Origin of the sequence: Nitrospira sp. (assembly GCA_037045225.1) — a bacterium.
Classification (GTDB): Bacteria; Nitrospirota; Nitrospiria; order Nitrospirales; family Nitrospiraceae; genus Nitrospira_A.
The window spans coordinates 544,672-565,446 of the sequence record JBAOHZ010000009.1 but is presented as its reverse complement, the minus strand read 5'-3'; the positions used below and the strand labels follow the sequence as shown (position 1 = coordinate 565,446).

Below are 20,775 nucleotides of genomic sequence, written 5' to 3'. Positions count from 1 at the left end.
GGCTCTAACTGCCGGCAAATAGAGTCGGCCTTCGTGGTCCGAAGCCCAGAGGTCACATGAACACCATGGTCACACTACCTAAGTCAGAGATGGCAGCATTCCCGCGTGTCGACTATTCCGCACACCCTGCTTACGCCTCGACAGAGTACCTCTGCTCGCTCGATGATGATCGAATAGACAGGGAGGTAGCGGGGATCGATACGGCGTTTCGTGATTTACTGATGCAGGCTGACGGCAAGACGGAAGACGTGGACGTCCGATTCGGCGAGGTAGTTGGGCGCCGGATTGACGTATTGCAGGCCTATGCGCTCGGCTCAGGTGGCCTGACCGGCCGGATCGCGGACTATACGGTCCGAGCCATAGAGGTCGCGAAACAGTCACTGTTAGATGAGTGGAAATTCAAGGTCTGGAGTCATTCTGCCCGGTATCAGCCGGTACTTACCCCGGCGGAAGAGGGGAAGCTGGAGGTTCTCAAGACCGATGGCGTGGTATGCCTTGACTCCAGGGAAGATGTGGTGGCAGGCCTGTGGGAGAAGATGTGGTGGGAGCGTAAGTTATTGAGGCAACAAGCCGCTAGGTTGCCATGGGGGCGTTGCGCGATGGCGCTCGATCTGCACTCGCCAGCCGCACAGTTGCTTCAGTCGGCCTTACAACGCTCGCGAGTGTTCGAGCTCGCCGGCGCGTATTCGGGGTGTCGTATGGAGCTTCTTTATGCAGCCCTGGATCACGCGCATGAACGGCAAGCGTGGTACAAGGGGTGTTACGCCGATGTCGGCATCGACACCACCGCCACTGCCTATATGCACCTGGATGCGGATTGCGATATTGTGAAGGTCATGCTGTATCTCACCGACGTGGAGCCTGAGAATGGGGCATTTCGATTCGTACGTGGGAGTCACCGGTGGGTGCGGTCGCCTTTTCTGATTGCCTTGTACAAGGGATTTGACTGTGAGCAGGACGCCTATTTTGAGCGAGCGCAGAATGGACTCGACTATGAGGGAGGGTACTATCGACCTCGCTTCCATTTGGCATCCCATCGCCAAGAGTTGATGTGTCTCCCGAGCAGTTTTCGGGGCTCGACTCATTTTGGCGACGATGTGATCGATGGCTCTCCGATGTCCAAACGGTTGCTGACAGACGAGCATGTGTTCACGGGGCGTGCGGGAACTGTCGTGCTGTTCCATGGCGCCGCCGGAATCCATCGTGGATCGCAGGTGTCTCGGGGTGAGCGCTGGGCGATACAGATCGCGCTTCGCGCATCGGGAGCGAAAGTGCCACGTCCGTATCGCTCGGCAAAGGACGGCCTTGCTCGGCTTCGATACTATATCCGACGATTGAGGCATACCTTGACTGTAACTTCCGAGGTCGCCTGATCCGCCGTGAGTCAATCTAAGGAGCAGACGGCACTTAAGCCGATCCTTGAACGATTGCTCGGCGACCAGCGCTTGATCATTGCGGATGCCGGCGCAGCGTATGGGTTACCGGCCCATCTGCAGCTGCTGGCCCCTGTGTCTCTCCTCTGTCTTTTCGAACCGCATCCCACGCGAGCAGAAGAACTTCGTCAGCTCCTCGGTGTCGACGCCCGGGTCTTCCAGACAGCGCTGTCACGTCAAGGTGGCGAGCGGACGCTGTATGTGACGAATGTCCCGACGGGAAGTTCCCTGTTGCGGCCGGGGTCTGATGCCGCCCTCAGACTGACCGAACAGGCCTACTTCTTTCCCGTTGAGGAGCAACGGGTTCACACGCGTCGTCTTGAGGATGTGCTCGACGAAGGTGGAATCCCACGCTTGGATTTCTTAAAGGCTGACGTTCAAGGCGCGGAGTTGGAAATTCTTCAGGGACTCGGTGCCTCGCGGGGCCGAACACTGCTGGGGGCTGAACTGGAGGTCGGATTTCCGGGTGGGTATATCGGACAGCCTGGGTTTGGGGACATCGATCAGTTTTTGCGTGATCTTGGTCTCGAATTACTGGACGTGCGTTTGGCCCGCATTCACCGGTTCGTTTCTGGAAGCTACCGCTATCTTTCGGAGAACGTATTCGGTGTCCACGCTGACTCCGCATCGCTTAGTAAGCGGGTCTGGGAGGCCGACGTACTCTACTGTGTGAAACCGACGACACTCTTGGAATCCGGCGATGCACTTGGAGTTCGTCGTCTGGCTGTGCTCTACTGCGCGTACGGATTCTATACCGAAGCGTATCATCTGTTCGATCAAGCCGGTCAGGCAGCGCTGTTTCCTTCCGGCGAAGCCACGCGGCTGAAAGATGATGTTATTCGGCTTCACCGAAGGGCTCGATTTAGTGTGTTTCAGTCAGTCATGTGGCAGCGCCTCACGAATCCATTCCGCCGGTTAGGGGTTCGCGTGCGAAACAAATTATGCGGGCCTCAAGTAGGGAAATGGCAGGAATGATGCCGCTGTTCGGTGTTCGCTGGAGCGCAGCCGCGTCGTGGCTGTCGACTATTCGTTCGCTGGTGGCGTATGCAGTTTTGAAATTTCCGCTGCTCGTTGTCTGTGTCATGCTGTCCCTGATCTCGGTCGCGACGGAGCTGGCGGCCATGACGAGTCTGGTCCCGTTAACGGAATTGGCGGTAGGGCATAGCATTCCCTCGACCAGTAAATGGGTGAGTGTTCCGCAGTGGCTTGGGTATGCTCCAGCTATCGAGTTTTATCTGGCTGTGTTTTTGATACTCATCGGATCGCGTTTGGTGACGTCCTTTGCTTCGAGTGCGCTCGTGTCCTATCTCACGCGGCAAATGATCGCACATTTCTCATCCGAAGCGTTCACAACGTTTGTGAATACGCTCGCTTTCGAGGAGCTTCAGGAGCGTAGCGTGGGGTATTTCATTAACCTGGCCGGCGACGAGGCGAACCGGGCGAGTCAGGTCATCACGGCGTTGCTCCGTCTTATTCCGGTGGCGGTGCTCGGTGTGCTCTATTTTTCAGCCCTTGTCTATCAGTCGTGGTGGGTTGCGATGGGAGTGCTGGGATTTTTAGCGTTGTCCTTGCTGTCTTTAGCGCAAACGTTTCGGAAAGTACATGAACTGGGAGCACGGCAGCAACAAGAGTCTCGGGATCTCAATTCGCACTTTCTTGACGCACTCAATTCGTTGAGGACCGTTCGCAGTTATACGGCTGAAGATTTCGTCAGCCAGAAGTATAAACGGATGATTTATGGATACGCGAAGACCTGTTTTCGTGTCGATGCGCTTTCCCTATTGTCGAGTTTCGTGCCGGCGCTGCTTCTCGTGCTGGTAAGCGGAGCGGCGATTCTGTGGGTGATCGATGCGTCGACAGTCTCGGCCCATGTTCCCCTGATCATGGTGGCGGTCGTGCTTTTGTTGCGATTTTTCCCGGTGGCCGGACAGGCTATCGATATTTTTCTGCGTCTGGTGGCAGATCTTCGCGCAGGGGATGATCTGAGACGAGTTCTTCACGATGTGTCTTCACGGCCCGTGTTGGTGCCTGCCCCGGAGGAGACCACGATCCCTCAGGCCATTCGCCATATCAGATTCAAGAATGTCTCCTTCGGATATTCTCGGAATGCCCCGGTGTTGAGGGAATTTACGGTTTCATTCGAGGCCGGCAACAACTATGCGGTGTTGGGTCCTTCCGGGGTTGGCAAATCAACGTTTGTCGATGTGTTGCTGAAGTTTTACGCTTTTCAAAGTGGGCACATTGCCGTGAACGATGTAGATCTTTCCAGAGTGCCTACGCAATGGCTCCGGGAGCACGTTCGGGTTGTGGAGCAGCATGCCCGTCTCTTCAACGATACGATATTTAACAACGTCGCCTTCGGTGCCGATGTCACGTTGAATGCGGTGCGAGAGGCCTGTCAGGTTACGTGCATCGACGCTGACATTGACCGACTTCCGGATGGATTTAATACTCTGGTGACCTATCAGGGGAGCAATCTTTCTGGGGGACAACGGCAGCGATTGGCGATTGCCCGGGCATTGGTTCGAAATCCCGACGTACTGATTTTGGATGAAAGCGTCAACGCATTAGATGTGCCTCTTCGCCGTCAATTATTAGCGAGTATTCTTGAAGCCTACCGGGAGCGTATCGTGATTTGCATTACTCATGATCCGGCGGTGTCAGAACAGTTTGAGCGGGTCCTCGAGTTTGCCCAGCTCCGTGCGGAGCCTCAGCCGCTCACGTTCTGACGTGGATCGATCAGCCCTATTGAGACGCTATGCGTGACTTCTTCGTCAATTGCCTGAGCACTGTTGTGTATTCCATCGTGCGGGCAGTTCGCCCCGAAGTGCAGTGCTCGTATGCTCAAGAGGGTGAGGACCTTGTGTTGAATCGCCTATTTGAGGGACAGCGGCATGGGTTTTATGTCGATGTTGGTGCCCATCATCCGTTCCGGTTCTCCAATACGTATTTGCTCTCTCGACGTGGCTGGCGAGGGATCAATATTGATCCCAATCCGGAAGCCATGCGGTTGTTCGGACAATGGCGTCGGCGTGACGTCAACCTGATGATCGGTATTGCCGAGGAGTGCGGCAGCCTCCGATTCTTCCAATTCAACGAGTCTGCGCTAAATACATTTGATGAGCAGCTGGCCCGTGATCGGGAGGTGCGGGACGGCTATCAGCTGATCGCGTCGACACTCATTCCCGTACAGCCGCTTCGGCAAGTGTTTGAGCAGCATCTGCCGAAGGGACAGGTCATCGATGTGTTGTCGGTGGATGCTGAAGGGGTCGATCTAAATGTGATTCGGTCGAATGATTGGGACAGGTTTCGTCCATATTGCGTTCTCGTTGAGTCATTACAGTCATCGTTGACTGCTCTGGAGACAAATCCGATGCACCGGTATGTCTCGGAGCATGGGTACGGCTTATTTGCGAAGACGGTCAATACCTTCATCTATTTGGACCAAAAGAACCCGAGATAGCAGTGCTAGCGCCGATTGCCTTGTTCGTCTATAAGCGTCCTGAGCATACGGGACGAGTCCTCGAAGGCCTGAAGAATAACCGCGAAGCACGGGAGTCAGATCTTTTTGTGTTCTCCGACGGGGCTAAGAACTCGCTCGTGAACGAAGATGTGTCTGCTGTCCGGGCACTGCTTCGGGGGCTCACAGGGTTTCGTTCCGTCACCGTCGTCGAACAGTCTGTTAACTTGGGGCTGGCTCGTTCAATCGTGACCGGGGTCACTGATTTGGTGGAACGATATGGACGTGTGATTGTATTGGAGGACGATGTGCTCCCGGGTCCGCATTTCCTGCAGTATATGAATGCGGCATTGGAATGGTACCTGAATGTTTCCGAAGTAGTCAGTATCCACGGCTATTCCTATCCCGTGAGCTGCCAGCTGCCGGAAACATTCTTCCTCCGTGGTGCGGATTGTTGGGGATGGGCCACGTGGGCGCGAGGGTGGCGGCTTTTTGAGCCGGATGGAGCGAAGCTGTTGACTAGACTTTCTGAGCGGGGACTCGCACGTGCGTTTGATATGGATGGTGTGTATCCCTACATGAAAATGCTCGAGGACCAGGTCGGTGGACGGAATGACTCCTGGGCGATCCGTTGGCATGCGGCGGCATTCCTGGAAGGTCTCCTTACACTGTACCCGGGCTCATCTCAGGTGCAAAATATCGGAACCGACGGTAGTGGAACACATGGGGGGCGTGCCGACGAATTTGTGCATATTTCTTGGGGGAGGCCAGTTGTAGTAAGGGATATTCCGATTGAGGAAAGTCAGCCTGCGCGCCAAGCATTTATTCGGATGCTGAAGTCGTTACGACCCTCCGTGCCTCGGCGGATCTGGGCACGCCTACGAGGAATGGTTGGCGACCATGCCGGAGGGATCTGAGGAATGAAGCGAGTAATCAAGTCCTGGATCCCGCCGGCTATTCTCAATGCCTATCGAGGGTTTCGTGCTGATGATATTCGGTTTCAGGGGCTGTTTCCAACTTGGGAGGCTGCGCGTGCTGCCTCATCCGGGTATGACGATGAAGCCATTTTTAGGAAGTCCAGAGTCGCGGCGCTGAAGGTCAAGATGGGGGAGGCTGCGTACGAACGTGATTCTGTGCTGTTTGATCACGTGGAGTTCTATTACCCTCTCTTGGCCGGTCTCTTGCGTGCCGCATGTGCACGAGGTGGACACCTGCGCGTGTTGGATATCGGCGGATCATTCGGAACGGTCTACCGACAATTCAAGGCGTTCCAGCCCCCTCTGGCGTCCGTGCGGTGGAATATCGTCGAGCAGTCTCGAATTGTCGAATCGGGGCGGGCCGAGTTTGCAGATGGCGAGCTGAATTTTTTTTACACGATAGAGGAAGCCGTGAAGCCAGAAGCCCCTGACGTCGTGTTGTTGTCGAGTGTGGTGCAGTATGTCGAGCACCCCTACGATCTCATCCGGGAGGCTTGTTCCATCGGAGCGAACAGTATGCTGATTGCGCGAACGCCCTGTGCGGACGCCATTCAGGATGTCCTCACGGTCCAGATTGTTCCTCCCTCGATTTATAAGGCAAGTTATCCCTGTTGGATATTTGCTGTGGCCAAATTTCTCGAGGCCTTCGCGCCCCAGTATCGACTTGTTGCTTCATTTCAGGAATCAGAGGGATCGTTGCAGAGCGATCGAGGCCCGTTTGAGCTTCGTGGTTTCATCCTGGACCGAAGTTCTTAGCTCTATGTTGACTAGTCTGAAGCGGTACTATGATGCTCAGATGATGCGTCCCGGCCTTCCCGGGCTGTTCATCAACCCGTTTTATTTTGCGAGGAAGGGGTTATATGAGAGTGTCTGTCGCCTTACCCCCCATATCACGGGACGCGTCCTAGATGTTGGCTGCGGGAGTCAACCCTATCGACCCTTATTTAAGGCCGTTGAGTACATTGGTATGGAGCTTGATACGCCGGAGAATCGTGCTCACAAGCAGGCAGATGTGTTTTATGGTGGCCAAGCCTTTCCGTTCGATTCTGAAAGTTTTGATTCGCTCGTGTGTAACCAGGTCTTGGAGCATGTGTTCACACCCACGGAATTTGTGCGTGAACTGAATCGAGTGCTCAAGCCGGGCGGACATTTGCTACTGACAGTGCCATTTGTTTGGGATGAGCATGAACAGCCGTATGATTATGCCCGTTATTCCTCTTTTGGCCTCCTCGCCCTCATCACGAGTGCTGGTTTTGAGGTCGTGGAGCATGTCAAGACTATGAGCGATGTTCGAGTTCTCTGTCAGCTCGTAAATGCCTATCTCTATAAAGTTACGGTCCACAGAAACCAGTATCTCAATCTCTTCAGTACATTGTTGTTGATGGCGCCTATCAATCTTTTGGGTGCCATAGGTCGATTCATGACTCCTTCAAATCCTGATCTGTATCTCGACAATGTCATCTTGGCAAAGAAAGTAGATCACAAATGACGGAGTCTGGCGATTTTTCCGGCTCCAAGGTGTTGATTACGGGAGGAATGGGGTTTATTGGCTCCAACCTGGCTCGAGAACTTGTCCGAAGGGGTGCCAGTGTGACAGTGGTTGACAGTCTCGTCCCAGAGTATGGCGGCAATTTGTTCAATGTCACCGATATTGAACGAAACATCCGGGTGAATATTTCTGATGTTCGGGATGAGCACAGTTTCCGCCATCTCATTCAAGGCCAGGATTTTCTGTTCAATCTGGCTGGGCAGACAAGTCATCTTGACTCTATGGAAAATCCGTACACGGATTTGGAGATCAATTGTCGCGCTCAGCTGTCGATCTTGGAGGTCTGCCGACGCTATCAACCAAAGATTAAGATTGTGTTTGCGAGTACCAGGCAGATCTATGGAAAGCCGGACTATCTGCCGGTGGATGAAAAGCACCTTCTTCGTCCGGTTGATGTGAATGGGATTAACAAGATGGCCGGAGAGTGGTACCACATTCTCTACAACAACGTGTATGACATTCGCTCGTGTGCCTTGAGACTCACCAATACGTATGGGCCCAGGATGCGGATCAAAGATGCCAAGCAGACCTTCTTAGGGGTATGGATTCGTTTGCTTGTTGAGGGTAAGCCGTTTGAAGTGTGGGAGGGGCAGCAGATACGGGATTTTTCATTCGTGAGTGATGTTGTCGATGCGATGCTTCTGGTCGCGGTCAGTGAAGAGGCTAACGGGCAAGTGTTCAACCTGGGCGGAGAGTTGGCAATTACTCTCAAGGACCTTGCTGATCTGCTTGTGAAGGTTACCGGTGGGGGAAGCTATGTCCTGCGATCGTTTCCTGGTGAAAGGAAACGTATTGATATCGGTGACTACTATGCGAATTTTGAGAAAATTCAATCGACGCTTGGATGGGGACCAAAGGTTTCCTTAGAGCAAGGGCTCCATCAGACGGTTGAATTCTACCGTGCGCATCTCGCGCACTATCTTTGACAAGGACCACTGTGTCGGATTCCTCTGCTATTCCTGCCGCCAACCCGCTGGCGGATTACCTTGCTCGGCGACCAGAGATTGATCAGGCGATCCAGCGGGTCCTCTCCGGTGGCCGGTATATCCTGGGGCCAGAGGTCATTGCATTCGAGCAGGAGTTTGCCTCCTTTTTGGGCGCTCGTTTCGCCATCGGTGTAGGAAGCGGCACAGAGGCGTTGCATGTGGCTCTGCGTGCCTGTGGCATCGGCCCAGGTGACGCCGTCATCACGGTGTCTCATACTGCTGTGGCTACGGTTGCCGCAATCGAGTTGGCCGGTGCGATTCCCCTCCTTGTCGATGTCGCCCCCCTGAGCTACACCCTCGATCCAAATCGGCTTGAGGCGGCGATACAGGCCAACCCATCGTTGCGCATCAAAGCGCTGATCCCAGTCCATCTCTACGGTCATCCCGCGGATATGCCCACGATCATGAGCGTTGCGGAGCGATTCAATTTGAAGGTGATCGAGGATTGTGCGCAATCCCACGGAGCTTCGATAGATGGGCGAAAGACAGGTACGTGGGGCCATCTGGCCGCATTCAGCTTTTATCCAACCAAGAATCTGGGGGCACTAGGGGATGGTGGTGCCGTAGTGACGAACGATCCGGAACTGGCTGAACGTGCCACATTGTTTCGTGAATATGGTTGGCGGGAACGCTATATCAGTGAAGTCCCCGGAGCTAACTCCAGACTCGACGAGCTACAGGCTGCCATCCTGCGTGTGAAACTCCAGTTTCTCGACGAGGACAATGCGAAACGGCAGGAGGTGGCCCGGCAGTACGATTCAATGTTGTCGGTGCCCCAGCTCATTTTGCCGCACTGCAGCCCTAGCTTCACGCACGTGTACCACCAGTATGTGATCCGTAGTCCCCGACGTGATGAATTGAAACAGTTCTTGGGGGCGCATTCTGTAGGAACGCTCATTCACTATCCTGTACCGATTCATCAACAGCCGGCTTACCGCGATCGCGTGTTGACACAGAGCGGACTTGCGGCAACCGAGCGGATCTGCCAAGAAATCCTAAGCCTTCCCATGCATCCACACCTGACCTCTGATCAGGTTCGTCGGGTCGGTGATTTGATTCTGTCGTGGCTCAAGGAAGATCATCGGCCTAGGTGATGCGTCATTTTTGTACGTATTTTGACCGGAATTATCTGCCTCGAGGCATCGCTCTATACCGCTCACTTGTGCGGACCTGTTCTTCGTTTCAGCTCTGGATTCTCTGTATGGATGCTGGATGCTATGACCTGCTGGTTCGACTTCACCTCCCACAAGTTCGATTAATCACGATAGAAGAGTTTGAACGGGCGGATCCAGAATTGCTGGCTACGAAAGGGGCGCGATCGAGGATCGAGTACTACTTCACATGTTCTCCGTCCCTTCCGTTGTACATTCTCCGGTGTGACACGGAGATTGATATTATTACGTATCTTGATGCGGACATGTACCTCTTTTCAGACGTTGAGCCGATCTTTAGAGAGTTCAACACGCACTCTATCGGAATCTCTGGCCATAGGTTTCCTGTGCCGTTACTTCATCTGGAAAAGTATGGACGTTACAACGTTGGATGGCTCATGTTCCGAAACGATCAAGCCGGTTTGGACTGCTTGGCATGGTGGCGGCAGCAATGTCTCGACTGGTGTTACGATCGATACGAGGACGGTCGGTTTGCAGATCAGAAGTATCTGGACGAGTGGCCGAGCCGTTTTTCAGGCACGGTGGTACTTAACCATCCCGGTCTGAATGCGGCTCCCTGGAACCTCGGCGGAGTCATGGTGTCTCAGTCGCGTGCCGGAGTTCAGATTGACGACAAGCCGCTCGTTTGTTTTCACTTTCACGGATTCAAACGGATTTGGTCGTGGCTCTACGAACCTAACTTGCTCGACTATCAGGTCAAACCCTCGACAGCTATACGCCGTGGTATTTTCGCGCCGTACATTCGCGAATTAACGGCGATCGAGGCTGAGTTGCAGGCACTACCTGACGGCGCTGCTTCGGTGATGATACTGGAGCGTGGTGGCAGCCAACGAACTGGCGTGATGCGATATCTACGTGGCCTGCGGCGGTGGTTGAAGATGTCTCGCGAGACTATTATGGGGCAGTATCTTATCCGGGTGAACGGACGAGTGCTCTAGGGCTGTGGCTGCTGTCGACAGCGTAAATTGATCATCGCTGTACGGTTGAAGTAGTTTTGCGTCTTTCCATGAGAGAGAATGAGTTGTCCTTGGGCCTCAGTACTCTGGGTGAGTCAGGTGTTTACACCAGGAGTATTTGAATGTCTTGGTGTCGGCGATTTTACTTTACGAGTCGAGCTTCCAGGAGGAGTCTCATAACGAATAGTTCTCACGGTTGGTATATGAAATGATCTCTCAGCTGCCCCTCATCTCGATCGTCACACCATGTCTCAATGGACGTCGGTTCATCGAGGAAGCCATTCAGAGCGTCCTTGATCAGGGTTATCCTCGGATTGAACATATTATCGTCGATGGTGGTTCGACTGACGGGACGCTTGATGTTGTCGGTAAGTATCCACATCTACGCGTGATCAGTGAGCCTGATCGAGGCCTCTACGACGCACTCAATAAGGGGGTGCGGTTAAGCAGTGGGGATATCATCGGGCATCTCAATTGTGATGACTTGTATGAAAAGTTGATGTTTGGGCAGATAGCTGAAAAGTTCATGGCGATGCCTGCTGCCGATGCAGTTTGTGGAGGCGTGGAGGTATTTGAGCATGGCTCGAGGGGAGAGAAGCGTATTATTGGTCAATATATGGGTCCCAAGGATTTGGAGCTTTCATTTGAAAATGTGACCATTGGTCCGGCCATGACGAATGCCCGCTTTTTCAGAAAGAGGGTCTATGAAAAAATCGGACTCTATGAGACGCGTTTTCGTATTGCTGCTGATCGAGAGTTTCTCATTCGTGCGACCTTGGCGGGGATCGAGAGTGTCGGAATACCGAGGGTGTTGTATCACTATCGGGCTCACTCGGGGTCGTTGACTTTTAGTCATAATAGTCCTCATCGCCTGAGGATGCTCAACGAGTATTTGGAAATTGCGGAAGAGCATATACGTACAAATAGCCAGCGCGAACCGGTAGAGCCATTCTGTCGAAAATGGCATGCCAGAACGACAGCCGAAGCTGCTTTACGGGCACTGCGTGAGAGGAACTATACATTAGCGCTGAGCTATGCGAGACGTGGACGAGAGTATAAGCCATCGTGGTCGGTTACCTTCATGGCTATTCTTCTCCGAAGAATTACGACTGGTAAAAGCCATTAACCCAAGATACCGTCCATGAAATTTTCCTTGATTGTCGCAACTGTTGGGCGAACATCCGAATTGCATAGATTGTTGACTTCGTTAGACGACCAGACCTACAGGAATTTTGAATTGATTGTTGTTGATCAGAATCTTGATGATCGGCTCGAGAATGTGATTGCTTCATTTTGTGATCGTTTGACGATTATCCATCTGACTTCGCCCCTTGGTGTTTCGCGAGCTCGCAATGCGGGAATTCAGAAAATAACGGGAGACATCGTGGGATTTCCCGATGATGATTGTTGGTACCCCCATGACCTCTTGCAAAATGTAATTCGATTACTTGAGCAAGGTCACTGTGATGGTGTGACAGGTCGCGTCATAAGCCAAGATGGGCAGATGAGTGCCTATTCGAGATTTGATGAGACAACTGGTCTTGTGTCTTTGACGAACGTGTGGAGGAGAACATGTACCTTTACAATTTTTCTCAAACGAAAAGTCGTAGAAACAATTGGAGGCTTTGATGAAATGATGGGGCCGGGCGCTGGGACCCCTTGGGTGGGAGGAGAGGACATCGATTATCCTGTCAGAGCAATTAGGGCCGGATTCAACATACTCTACTTGCCGGAGATTCAAGTCTTTCATCCTAATCCATTCGACCAGGGATTGGAGGAAATGGCTAAACGGGCGTATACCTATGGTGCGGGAATCGGGAGAGTCTGGAAAAAGCACCATTTCCCACTGTGGTTTATTGCATACTATTTGATCCGGCCACTTGGGGGAGCACTCGTGAGCCTTGTAAGAGGAGAGTGGACAAAAGCCTACTATCACTGGAATGCCTTGTGTGGCAGGTTCGAAGGTTGGAGATCAAAGGTGTAAGTGCCCACACATGAGACTCAAACATGAGAGTGTTACAGATTATTGCGTCCGGAGATGTTGGTGGAGGGACCAACCATGTGCTGCAGATTCTGCGCGGGCTCAAAGACAGCATGTCACTCTATCTCGTAACCCAGCGAGACTCGTACCTTTCCCGAAAAGCGGGAGAGATGGGTATCCCGTGCGTTGGGCTAGACTTTTTCTCAGGTCGACTGGATCCCCGTGTTCCCTTTCGACTCCAAAAAGTTCTGAGGTCCGTGAAGCCACATGTCGTCCATGTTCACGGCGGTCGTGCTGCATTCTTTCAGGCACTCGCAGGGAACGCCGTTCCCTCGGTCTATACCGTTCACGGGTTCCATTTTGCACATAAACCGTTTCCGTTTCGGTGGTTGGCTGCAGGTGCAGAGCGACTTGCTTTGAACCGCGCGAATCATGTGATCTTCGTCTCGCGGTTCGACCAGAACCTCGCCAAAACCTATCGATTATTGTCAGGGAACACGCCTAATTGTGTGATTCACAACGGGATCCCCTGCCCTTCGGTGACGGTTGGTGCTCAAGGTCGGCAGTGCCTCATCGGTTTTGTAGGTCGCCTCGAACCACCGAAGGACCCGCTTCTCTTTCTGGACAGTTTGAGGGAACTTCCCCACTATCGAGCCGTGATCATTGGGGCAGGTTCGCTAGAAATAACTGTCCAGAAAGAAATCGCGCGCAAAGGTTTGGCAGATCGTGTGACGATGCGAGGAGGTCTCTCACATGAGGAAACTATGAACGTAATGAGAGATCTTCACCTATTGGTAATGACGTCGCGGTGGGAAGGATTGCCACTGGTTCCTCTGGAGGCGATGAGGATTGGTGTTCCTGTTGTGACCACTGACGTAGGGGGGATGAGAGAAATAATTGAGGATGGTAAAAGCGGTGTCCTCGTTCCGGACCGTACATCGACAGCCATTGCGCTGGCGGTCAAACGGGTTTGCGAGGATGAACGCTTGCGAGCCAATCTTGTGAATGAGGCACGCAAGCGGGTAACCGAAATATTTTCTGAGGAGACGATGTTGTCTCGAGTGCGAGAGGTATACGAGGGAATCGCTCGGTTTGGTCAAACCGTGTGAAGGTATTCATGAGGAGCATCATTGCCGGCATTGCCTTCCAGTAGTGTATGTCGACATGACGTCGACATGAAAGTTGCCATTGTCCACGACTGGCTGACCGGGATGCGGGGGGGCGAGCGGTGCCTGGAGGCGTTCTGCGAACTGTTTCCTGAGGCCGATCTCTATACGCTGTTGCACCTTCAAGGCAGCGTGTCTCCCACCATCGAGCGCCATCGAATCACGACCAGTTTCATTCAGTCGATGCCGCTGGCGGCGCGATACTACCGATACTATCTTCCGTTGTTTCCGTTGGCCATTGAGCGGTTGCAGCTGGAGTCCTACGATCTGATCCTGAGTTCGAGCCATTGCGCGGCCAAGGGCATCCGCCCGCCGGCGGGCGCGAAACATCTCTGCTACATTCATGCGCCCATGCGGTATGTGTGGGATCAGTTCGACAATTATGCCGGCGGCGGGCGATCGGGACTCGTAGCACGATTGGGGATGGGGGTGTTCCGCGAGCGCTTGCAGGCCTGGGATGTGGCATCCGCCGCGCGAGTGGATGAGTTCGTGGCCAACTCCCATAACATCGCCGCCAAGGTGCAGCGGTACTATGGACGGCCGGCGGCCGTCGTGCATCCGCCTGTGGATTGGCACGCATTTGAAGTCGCGCAACAATCCGAGGACTTCTATCTCATGGTCACGGCATTTGCTCCGTACAAACGGGTTGATCTCGCCATTCAGGCGTGTAATCTTATGAAGCGGCGATTGAAGATCATCGGCAAGGGGCAGGAAGAGTCGAGGTTGCGAACGTTAGCCGGTCCGACGATCGAGTTTCTCGGTTGGCAGCCGGACGAAGTGGTGCGAGACCATTACGCACGGTGCCAAGCGCTGCTCTTTCCAGGTGAGGAAGATTTTGGTATTGTCCCGCTCGAGGCCATGGCCTGCGGAAAACCGGTGATTGCGTTCGGCCGAGGCGGCGCCCTGGAGACGGTATCTCCCCTGGCCGCAGGGGTGCCAGGAGAGGGGGGATTGTGGTCGGCCGCTCATGCGGGTTCGAACCCTCCCGGCCCTGTCGCGACCGGCGTGTTTTTTTTCGAGCAGACCACCGCGTCGCTCGTAGGGGCACTGGAGGCGTTTGAACATCACCGCGCCGAATTCGATCCGCAGTCGATTCGCACGCACGTGGCCGTCTTCGACCGCCGGCTGTTCAAGGAGCGCATGAAAGCCTTCGCGATGAAGGCGCTGACCGGCACGGCTTCATAGGGGGAGCATGCTCAAACGCCACTCCCAATTCCTCAAGAGTCTGTTGTTCTGTATCGACCTCGGGCTGATCTGCGCCTGCTGGGTCGGCGCGTACTACCTGCGTTTCTCCGAGATCGTGGAGCCTGCCACTAAGGGTATTCCTCCTCTCCGGATCTATCTGCTGTTGCTGGTTCCGATCATCGCCGTCTGGGGCATGTCGTTCCAGGCCTTCGACCTCTATCGGCCGCGGCGGATGGGGACGCGGTTGTCGGAGTTTCTCGATGTGGCGAAGGCGAATACGCTGTCGGTGCTGATCCTTGTGGCGCTCACGTTTTTCTTGCGGCAGTACGAATACTCCCGGCTCGTGTTGCTCTTTTTCTGGCTCTTGAATCTCGTCGTGTTGGGATTTTCGAGGGTCTTGTTCAGGGAAGTGCTGCGATTCTTCCGTCGGCAGGGCTACAACCAGCGTCATGCGCTGGTGATCGGCACGAGCCGCCTGGGGCGCCGCGTGGTGGATGCGCTCGCTCAGCATCCGGAACTGGGGGTGAAGGTCAATGGTTTTTTGAGCGCCGATGCCCGGAAGATGGGTGAGCGGATCGATGGGGTGCCGGTGGTCGGGCAGTACGATGATCTTCAGGCGCGTGTCCAGTCCAGCGTCGATATCGTGTTTGTCTGTTTGCCGCCGGAGGATGAGCGGTGGGCTGAGAAAATGTTTACGTTCCTGGCTACCACCATGGTGGAGGTTAAAGTCTTACCCGCCATGTGTGAATTTGTAAGTCTGCGGGCGGAAGCCGAGATGTTCGAAGGGCTCCCGCTCATCACGTTGCAAGGGTCGCCGCTGCACGGATGGAATCTGGTGGTCAAGCGGATGTTGGATGTGGTCGGTGCCTCGGCCGCCCTGATCTTGTTTGCGCCGCTGTTCTGCGCGGTCGCAGGCCTGGTGAAATTCACTTCTCCTGGTCCGATCTTCTTCCGGCAGCTTCGCATGGGGTTGGACGGGCAGGCCTTCGAAATGTTGAAGTTCCGGTCCATGAAACCGGATGCAGAGTCGGAAACCGGTCCGGTCTGGACGCAACCCAACGACGATCGCCGGACACCGATCGGCGCGTTCCTGCGGCGAACGAGTTTGGACGAGTTACCGCAATTCTGGAACGTCTTGCGCGGGGAGATGAGCATTGTCGGCCCCAGACCGGAGCGGCCTGAGTTCATTGCGCGATTTCGTGAGACGTTGCCGCAGTATATGCTACGGCATAAGATGAAAGCCGGCATTACCGGGTGGGCGCAAATCAACGGCTGGCGTGGCAACACGTCGCTGGAGAAACGGATTGAACACGATTTGTACTACATCGAGCATTGGTCGATTTGGTTCGATTGTAAGATTATGCTGCTGACGTTGTGGCGAGGATTTATCCACCGGCATGCCTACTGATCGCGGTGGCCGCCGTCCGGCACCGGCCGCTCCTCCATGGGGAGTTTTCTTGAGTTTCGCCCAATGACTTGTTAACATCGCCAAAGTCGAAAGCCTCTGCATGCCCAGCATACAACGCCGCACAACACACCCCGCGAAGTCGCGTGCTTCTCTGCAACGGATCCTTCGGGGGATCCGACTCTTTGCAACGGATGTCGACGGCGTCTTGACCGACGCCGGCATGTACTACTCCGAATCCGGTGACGAATGGAAAAAGTTCAATACGCATGACGGGATGGGGATCAAGCTCCTGCAGAAGGCCGGCCTTGTGACGGCCATCATTACGCAAGAGTCGACCAAAATCGTGATGCGTCGTGCACAAAAACTAACGATTCCTGAAGTGCATCAGGGCGTATATGACAAATTGGCCGTGCTCAAGGAGCTGGTGGCGCGACATGGTTTTTCTCTGGATCAAGTCGCCTATATCGGTGATGATGTGAACGATCTGCAGGCGCTTGGCGCCGTCGGGTTTTCAGCGGCGCCGGCCGATGGCATGCCGCCGGTTCTTAAAACGGTTCGATACGTGTGCAAGAAAAAGGGCGGAGAAGGTGCCGTCCGGGAAGTGGCCGATCTCATTTTGGCGGCTCAACAGCCACGTTAAGCCGCTCACATTCACGTGATGCCGAAAGTGAAGGGCGCTCCATGGATATGATGGAACATCTCTATCCGGTCATTTTGGCCGGCGGCAGCGGCACCCGCTTCTGGCCGTTGAGTAGGCATCTCTACCCGAAGCAATTGCTGCGGATCATCGGCAATGAGACGCTGATTCAACAGACGATGCGGCGTGTCCTCTCCTGCGCGAAGCCCGAACAGGTCATCATCTCCACCAATCCCGGCCAGGCGGATTCGATTCGTGTGCAATTGGGAGAGTGGAAGTCCCAGTTGCGTGACAACTACGTGATCGAACCGGTCGGTCGCAATACCGCGCCGGCCATCGCATTGGTGGCTGCCGAGCTGCTGTTGCGCGACCCACATGCGATGATGCTGGTCCTGCCGGCGGATCATGTGGTGACGGGGGAGCCGGCGTTCAAGGCGGCGGTGGCATTGGGTGCGCAATTGGCGGCCCAGGGGCATCTGGTGACGTTCGGCATCAAGCCGACCAGGCCGGAAACGGGTTATGGGTATATTCAGCCCAATCGACGAAAATCGCTGGCCAAGAAGGGGCGGCTGACGGGCCATCCGGTCGCGCGTTTTGTCGAGAAGCCAAATCGGACCAAGGCCGCGCAGTATCTCAAGAACGGCAATTTCTACTGGAACAGTGGGATGTTTCTCTGGAAGGCGTCCACGATTCTGGAGGAAATTCAGGCGCACCAGCCGCAGCTGGCCAGGGCGATTCAGCGCGTCCATGCCCTGATGGCATCGGGTGCCGAGCCGGGAGTGGTCGAGGCCGCGTATAAGAAGGTGCCCTCGGTGTCGATTGATAACGGCGTGATGGAGCTGTCGGCTAATGCGGCGATGATCCCGGTCGGATTCGGATGGTCAGATGTGGGCAATTGGAGCAGCCTCGAGGAAGTGGCTCCACGCGATAAGGCCGGCAACGTCGTCAGTGGGCGCGTCGTGGATATGGACAGTACCAACTCCGTGCTTTATGCCGATCGCCGGGTCGTCGCGACGATCGGACTCTCGGACATGGTGGTGGTTGATACGCCCGATGCCACGTTGATCTGTCCGAAATCGCGCTCACAAGACGTGAAGCAGATGGTCGAGATTCTCAAGCAGCAGGGCGCGCCCGAGCATCTGGAGCACGTGACCGTGTTTCGTCCATGGGGATCCTACACGGTCTTGGAAGAAGGTCTTGGATATAAGGTCAAACGCGTGACGGTGAATCCGGGCGGGCGGCTGTCTCTCCAACTCCACCACAAGCGCAGTGAGCACTGGGTGGTGATCGCCGGGACCGCGCGGGTGACGAGAGGCGAAGAGCTGCTGGATCTCCGCGTGGGGCAGAGCACGGCAATCCCTGTCGAGACACCCCATCGTCTGGAAAATCTGGGCACGGAGACGCTCCATATTATTGAAGTCCAAAACGGCCCCTATCTCGGGGAAGATGACATCGTGCGGTTTCAGGACGACTATGGCCGAACGTCTACACGGTGACGTGTGAGTGGGGCGATTGTGCCCTACCTGTCTCGACCAATCAGCAGTTCACCACATCGAACCTCGTACCCGGAGTAAGGCATGGCGCTGTTTCGCGAATATGATCTCAGGGGCATTGTCGGAGAAGAACTCACGGAAGCCATCGCCGAGCAGGTGGGCCGTGCCTACGCGACCATGGCGCGTGAGCAGGGGGCGGTGCGAATCAGCTTGGGGCGCGATGGGCGATTGAGCTCGCCCGGGTTGCAGGAGGCGTTGCTTCGAGGCTTGCTCGCCGGTGGGCTGGATGTGGTGGATTTGGGGCTCTGCGCCTCGCCGCTCCTCTACTTCTCGTTGTTCACCTTGCCGGTGGACGGTGGCATCATGATCACCGGCAGCCACAATGCGGCCGAGTACAACGGCTTTAAAATCTGCATCGGAAAAGAAGCGATTCACGGCGAAGAGATTCAGCGGCTGCGGCGCATCATGGAAGCCGGTCGATTCTCCACCGGTACCGGACGCCTTTCCTCTCACCCCATCATCCCGGACTACTTACAGCATCTCAAAACGAACTTTGCCGGCGTGCGGGCCGACCATCTTCATGTCGTGATCGATTGCGGCAATGGTGCGGCGTCGTTGGTCGCGAAGCAGGCGCTTGAGCAAATGGGCTGCCGCGTGACCGGCCTCTATGACGAGTTGGATGGGCGATTCCCCAACCACCATCCTGACCCCACCGTGGTGGAAAATCTGCAGGACCTGATCGCAACGGTGCGTGAGCAGAAGGCCGATGTCGGCATTGGGTATGACGGTGATGCCGACCGGATCGGCGCGGTCGATGAGCGGGGAGAGATCCTGTGGGGAGACCGTCTGATGATTGTCTACGCGCGGGATATCCTGACCCAGCGCCCGGGCACCACCTTTATCTCCGAGGTCAAGGCCTCGCAATGTTTGTACGACGACATTGCCGCGAAGGGCGGCCGTCCGATCATGTGGAAAACCGGCCATTCGCTGATGAAGGCCAAGCTCAAGGCGGAGTCGGCGGTTCTCGCCGGCGAAATGTCCGGGCATATGTTTTTTGCCGATCGGTATTTCGGATTCGACGATGCCATCTATGCGTCTTGCCGATTGGTTGAGATTCTGGCCAAGACCAAGCAGTCTCTCTCCAGCCTCGTCGCCGACCTTCCTCCGACGACGGTGACGCCGGAGATTCGCGTCGATTGCCCCGACACGTTGAAATTCCAATTGGTCGATCAGGTGCGCATGCAATTAACGACCTATCTCAATGCCGGCAAGCCGGTCGGCGCCTCGAATCTTCGTCTGCGTGAGTTGGTGACAATCGACGGGGTGCGTGCGATTTTCGAAGACGGCTGGGGGTTGATTCGAGCCTCCAATACTCAGCCTGCGCTGGTCCTCCGGTTTGAAGCCCCGTCGCCGGCCCGATTGGATGTGATTCGTGCGACCATTGAAACCGAGCTTGCGCAGGCCAGACGTGTGCTGTCGGCGTAACGCGCCGTTCTTCCCTGCCGGGTTCCATCCGGTGTTGCTGCTCATCGCTCTCATCCTGACGACAGTTCTTCATTTAAGCCCATCTCCTTCTCACGCGATCATAGATGGGCAAGTCCTCGCTTCTGCCCCGCTTCCGTTTGCGAACGGGGAGCGATTGTCCTATGACGTGACCTGGTTGGGGATGCGCGCGGGACTTGCGACCATGGTCGTGGAGGGAACGTCGGGCGAGGGGGGGCGTCAGCAACTCACCCTGGCCATGACCGCCCGATCAAGTCCGACCGTTACGAAGTTCTATCCGGTCGATAATCGAGGCGTGTCCATCGTCGATCTCGATTCGTTCCTCCCCAGGCACATGACGTTTGCCCGTCGGGAGGGCAAGCGGTTCAATGATTTCGACTATACGTTTCGGCATGCTGAAGGGCTGGTGACCGCGGTCAAGGATGGGAAAACCGACGAACTCCCGATCCCTCCCGATGCGCAGGACGCCATGTCTTGTCTCTATTACGTACGCAAGGTGCTGCCGTTTGTGCCCGGGGCGTCACTGGCGATGACCGTCCATCACGATAAGAAAAACTACAAGATGGAGGTCAGGGTCGAAGCCCTTGAAACCGTAGAGGGGGTATGGGGGAAACGGCAGACGGCCCGGGTGGTGGTCATCATGCCGTTTCAGGGGATTTTCCTGAATGAAGGCAATATTCGTGTCTGGTTCACCAACGATGAGCATCGGATACCCGTCAGAATGAAGGCCAAGGTCGTCGTCGGGTCGATTGTGGCCGAACTGACTGATGGGTACGGACCGGCGTCACCCTCCTAATATCCCCGCCTTGGTTTGCTCGTCCGGACGAAAACCGCTATACTCACGCCGAGTTCGTGGGGAGGGCTTCGGC

Annotated in this window: 19 protein-coding genes; all 19 read left to right on the top strand. The window is 55.2% G+C overall.

Annotated features, from left to right (window positions below; genetic code table 11):
• The first annotated feature begins 65 nt into the window (after positions 1 to 65).
• The 19 genes from V9G17_03595 to V9G17_03505 all read left to right on the top strand — a co-directional run bounded on the left by V9G17_03595 (position 66) and on the right by V9G17_03505 (position 20,702).
• Positions 66 to 1,373, top strand: coding sequence for a phytanoyl-CoA dioxygenase family protein (locus V9G17_03595; protein ID MEI2751660.1), 1,308 nt, complete (start codon positions 66 to 68; stop codon positions 1,371 to 1,373).
• Positions 1,374 to 1,379: 6 nt separating this feature from the next.
• The gene (locus V9G17_03590) at positions 1,380 to 2,408 is read left to right on the top strand and encodes an FkbM family methyltransferase (GenBank protein MEI2751659.1); all 1,029 of its coding nucleotides are present in this window, start codon (positions 1,380 to 1,382) and stop codon (positions 2,406 to 2,408) included.
• The gene (locus tag V9G17_03585; protein ID MEI2751658.1) at positions 2,396 to 4,162 is read left to right on the top strand and encodes an ABC transporter ATP-binding protein; all 1,767 of its coding nucleotides are present in this window, start codon (positions 2,396 to 2,398) and stop codon (positions 4,160 to 4,162) included. The genes V9G17_03590 and V9G17_03585 overlap by 13 nt, the downstream gene beginning before the upstream one ends.
• A gap of 29 nt (positions 4,163 to 4,191) precedes the next feature.
• Positions 4,192 to 4,896, top strand: coding sequence for an FkbM family methyltransferase (locus tag V9G17_03580; GenBank protein MEI2751657.1), 705 nt, complete (start codon positions 4,192 to 4,194; stop codon positions 4,894 to 4,896).
• A 2-nt stretch (positions 4,897 to 4,898) separates the two neighbouring features.
• Positions 4,899 to 5,810 carry a hypothetical protein gene (locus V9G17_03575; protein ID MEI2751656.1) on the top strand — a complete coding sequence of 304 codons (912 nt, stop codon included), beginning with the start codon at positions 4,899 to 4,901 and terminating at the stop codon, positions 5,808 to 5,810.
• A gap of 3 nt (positions 5,811 to 5,813) precedes the next feature.
• Positions 5,814 to 6,626 (top strand): methyltransferase, TIGR04325 family, encoded by an 813-nt coding sequence (locus tag V9G17_03570; GenBank protein ID MEI2751655.1) that lies wholly within the window; start codon positions 5,814 to 5,816, stop codon positions 6,624 to 6,626.
• A gap of 4 nt (positions 6,627 to 6,630) precedes the next feature.
• On the top strand, positions 6,631 to 7,359 hold the full coding sequence (locus V9G17_03565; protein ID MEI2751654.1) for a class I SAM-dependent methyltransferase: 729 nt from the start codon (positions 6,631 to 6,633) through the stop codon (positions 7,357 to 7,359).
• Positions 7,356 to 8,345, top strand: coding sequence for a GDP-mannose 4,6-dehydratase (locus V9G17_03560; GenBank protein MEI2751653.1), 990 nt, complete (start codon positions 7,356 to 7,358; stop codon positions 8,343 to 8,345). Before V9G17_03565 ends, V9G17_03560 begins: the two co-directional genes overlap by 4 nt.
• 11 nt (positions 8,346 to 8,356) lie before the next feature.
• On the top strand, positions 8,357 to 9,499 hold the full coding sequence (locus V9G17_03555; GenBank protein ID MEI2751652.1) for a DegT/DnrJ/EryC1/StrS family aminotransferase: 1,143 nt from the start codon (positions 8,357 to 8,359) through the stop codon (positions 9,497 to 9,499).
• A gap of 455 nt (positions 9,500 to 9,954) precedes the next feature.
• A complete protein-coding gene (locus V9G17_03550; GenBank protein ID MEI2751651.1) occupies positions 9,955 to 10,515 on the top strand; it encodes a hypothetical protein in 561 nt (186 codons plus the stop codon).
• A gap of 226 nt (positions 10,516 to 10,741) precedes the next feature.
• On the top strand, positions 10,742 to 11,659 hold the full coding sequence (locus tag V9G17_03545) for a glycosyltransferase family 2 protein (GenBank protein ID MEI2751650.1): 918 nt from the start codon (positions 10,742 to 10,744) through the stop codon (positions 11,657 to 11,659).
• A gap of 15 nt (positions 11,660 to 11,674) precedes the next feature.
• Positions 11,675 to 12,517 carry a glycosyltransferase family 2 protein gene (locus tag V9G17_03540; protein MEI2751649.1) on the top strand — a complete coding sequence of 281 codons (843 nt, stop codon included), beginning with the start codon at positions 11,675 to 11,677 and terminating at the stop codon, positions 12,515 to 12,517.
• 23 nt (positions 12,518 to 12,540) lie between these two features.
• Positions 12,541 to 13,623 carry a glycosyltransferase gene (locus V9G17_03535; protein MEI2751648.1) on the top strand — a complete coding sequence of 361 codons (1,083 nt, stop codon included), beginning with the start codon at positions 12,541 to 12,543 and terminating at the stop codon, positions 13,621 to 13,623.
• A 66-nt stretch (positions 13,624 to 13,689) separates the two neighbouring features.
• A complete protein-coding gene (locus V9G17_03530; GenBank protein ID MEI2751647.1) occupies positions 13,690 to 14,865 on the top strand; it encodes a glycosyltransferase in 1,176 nt (391 codons plus the stop codon).
• Between the two features lie 7 nt (positions 14,866 to 14,872).
• Positions 14,873 to 16,273: an undecaprenyl-phosphate glucose phosphotransferase gene (locus tag V9G17_03525; protein ID MEI2751646.1), complete on the top strand. Its 1,401-nt coding sequence runs from the start codon at positions 14,873 to 14,875 to the stop codon at positions 16,271 to 16,273.
• Positions 16,274 to 16,373: 100 nt separating this feature from the next.
• Positions 16,374 to 16,913, top strand: coding sequence for an HAD-IIIA family hydrolase (locus V9G17_03520; GenBank protein ID MEI2751645.1), 540 nt, complete (start codon positions 16,374 to 16,376; stop codon positions 16,911 to 16,913).
• 41 nt (positions 16,914 to 16,954) lie between these two features.
• The gene (locus tag V9G17_03515) at positions 16,955 to 18,406 is read left to right on the top strand and encodes a mannose-1-phosphate guanylyltransferase/mannose-6-phosphate isomerase (GenBank protein MEI2751644.1); all 1,452 of its coding nucleotides are present in this window, start codon (positions 16,955 to 16,957) and stop codon (positions 18,404 to 18,406) included.
• 81 nt (positions 18,407 to 18,487) lie between these two features.
• On the top strand, positions 18,488 to 19,888 hold the full coding sequence (locus V9G17_03510) for a phosphomannomutase/phosphoglucomutase (GenBank protein MEI2751643.1): 1,401 nt from the start codon (positions 18,488 to 18,490) through the stop codon (positions 19,886 to 19,888).
• Positions 19,872 to 20,702, top strand: coding sequence for a DUF3108 domain-containing protein (locus V9G17_03505; GenBank protein MEI2751642.1), 831 nt, complete (start codon positions 19,872 to 19,874; stop codon positions 20,700 to 20,702). The genes V9G17_03510 and V9G17_03505 overlap by 17 nt, the downstream gene beginning before the upstream one ends.
• Positions 20,703 to 20,775 lie beyond the last annotated feature (73 nt).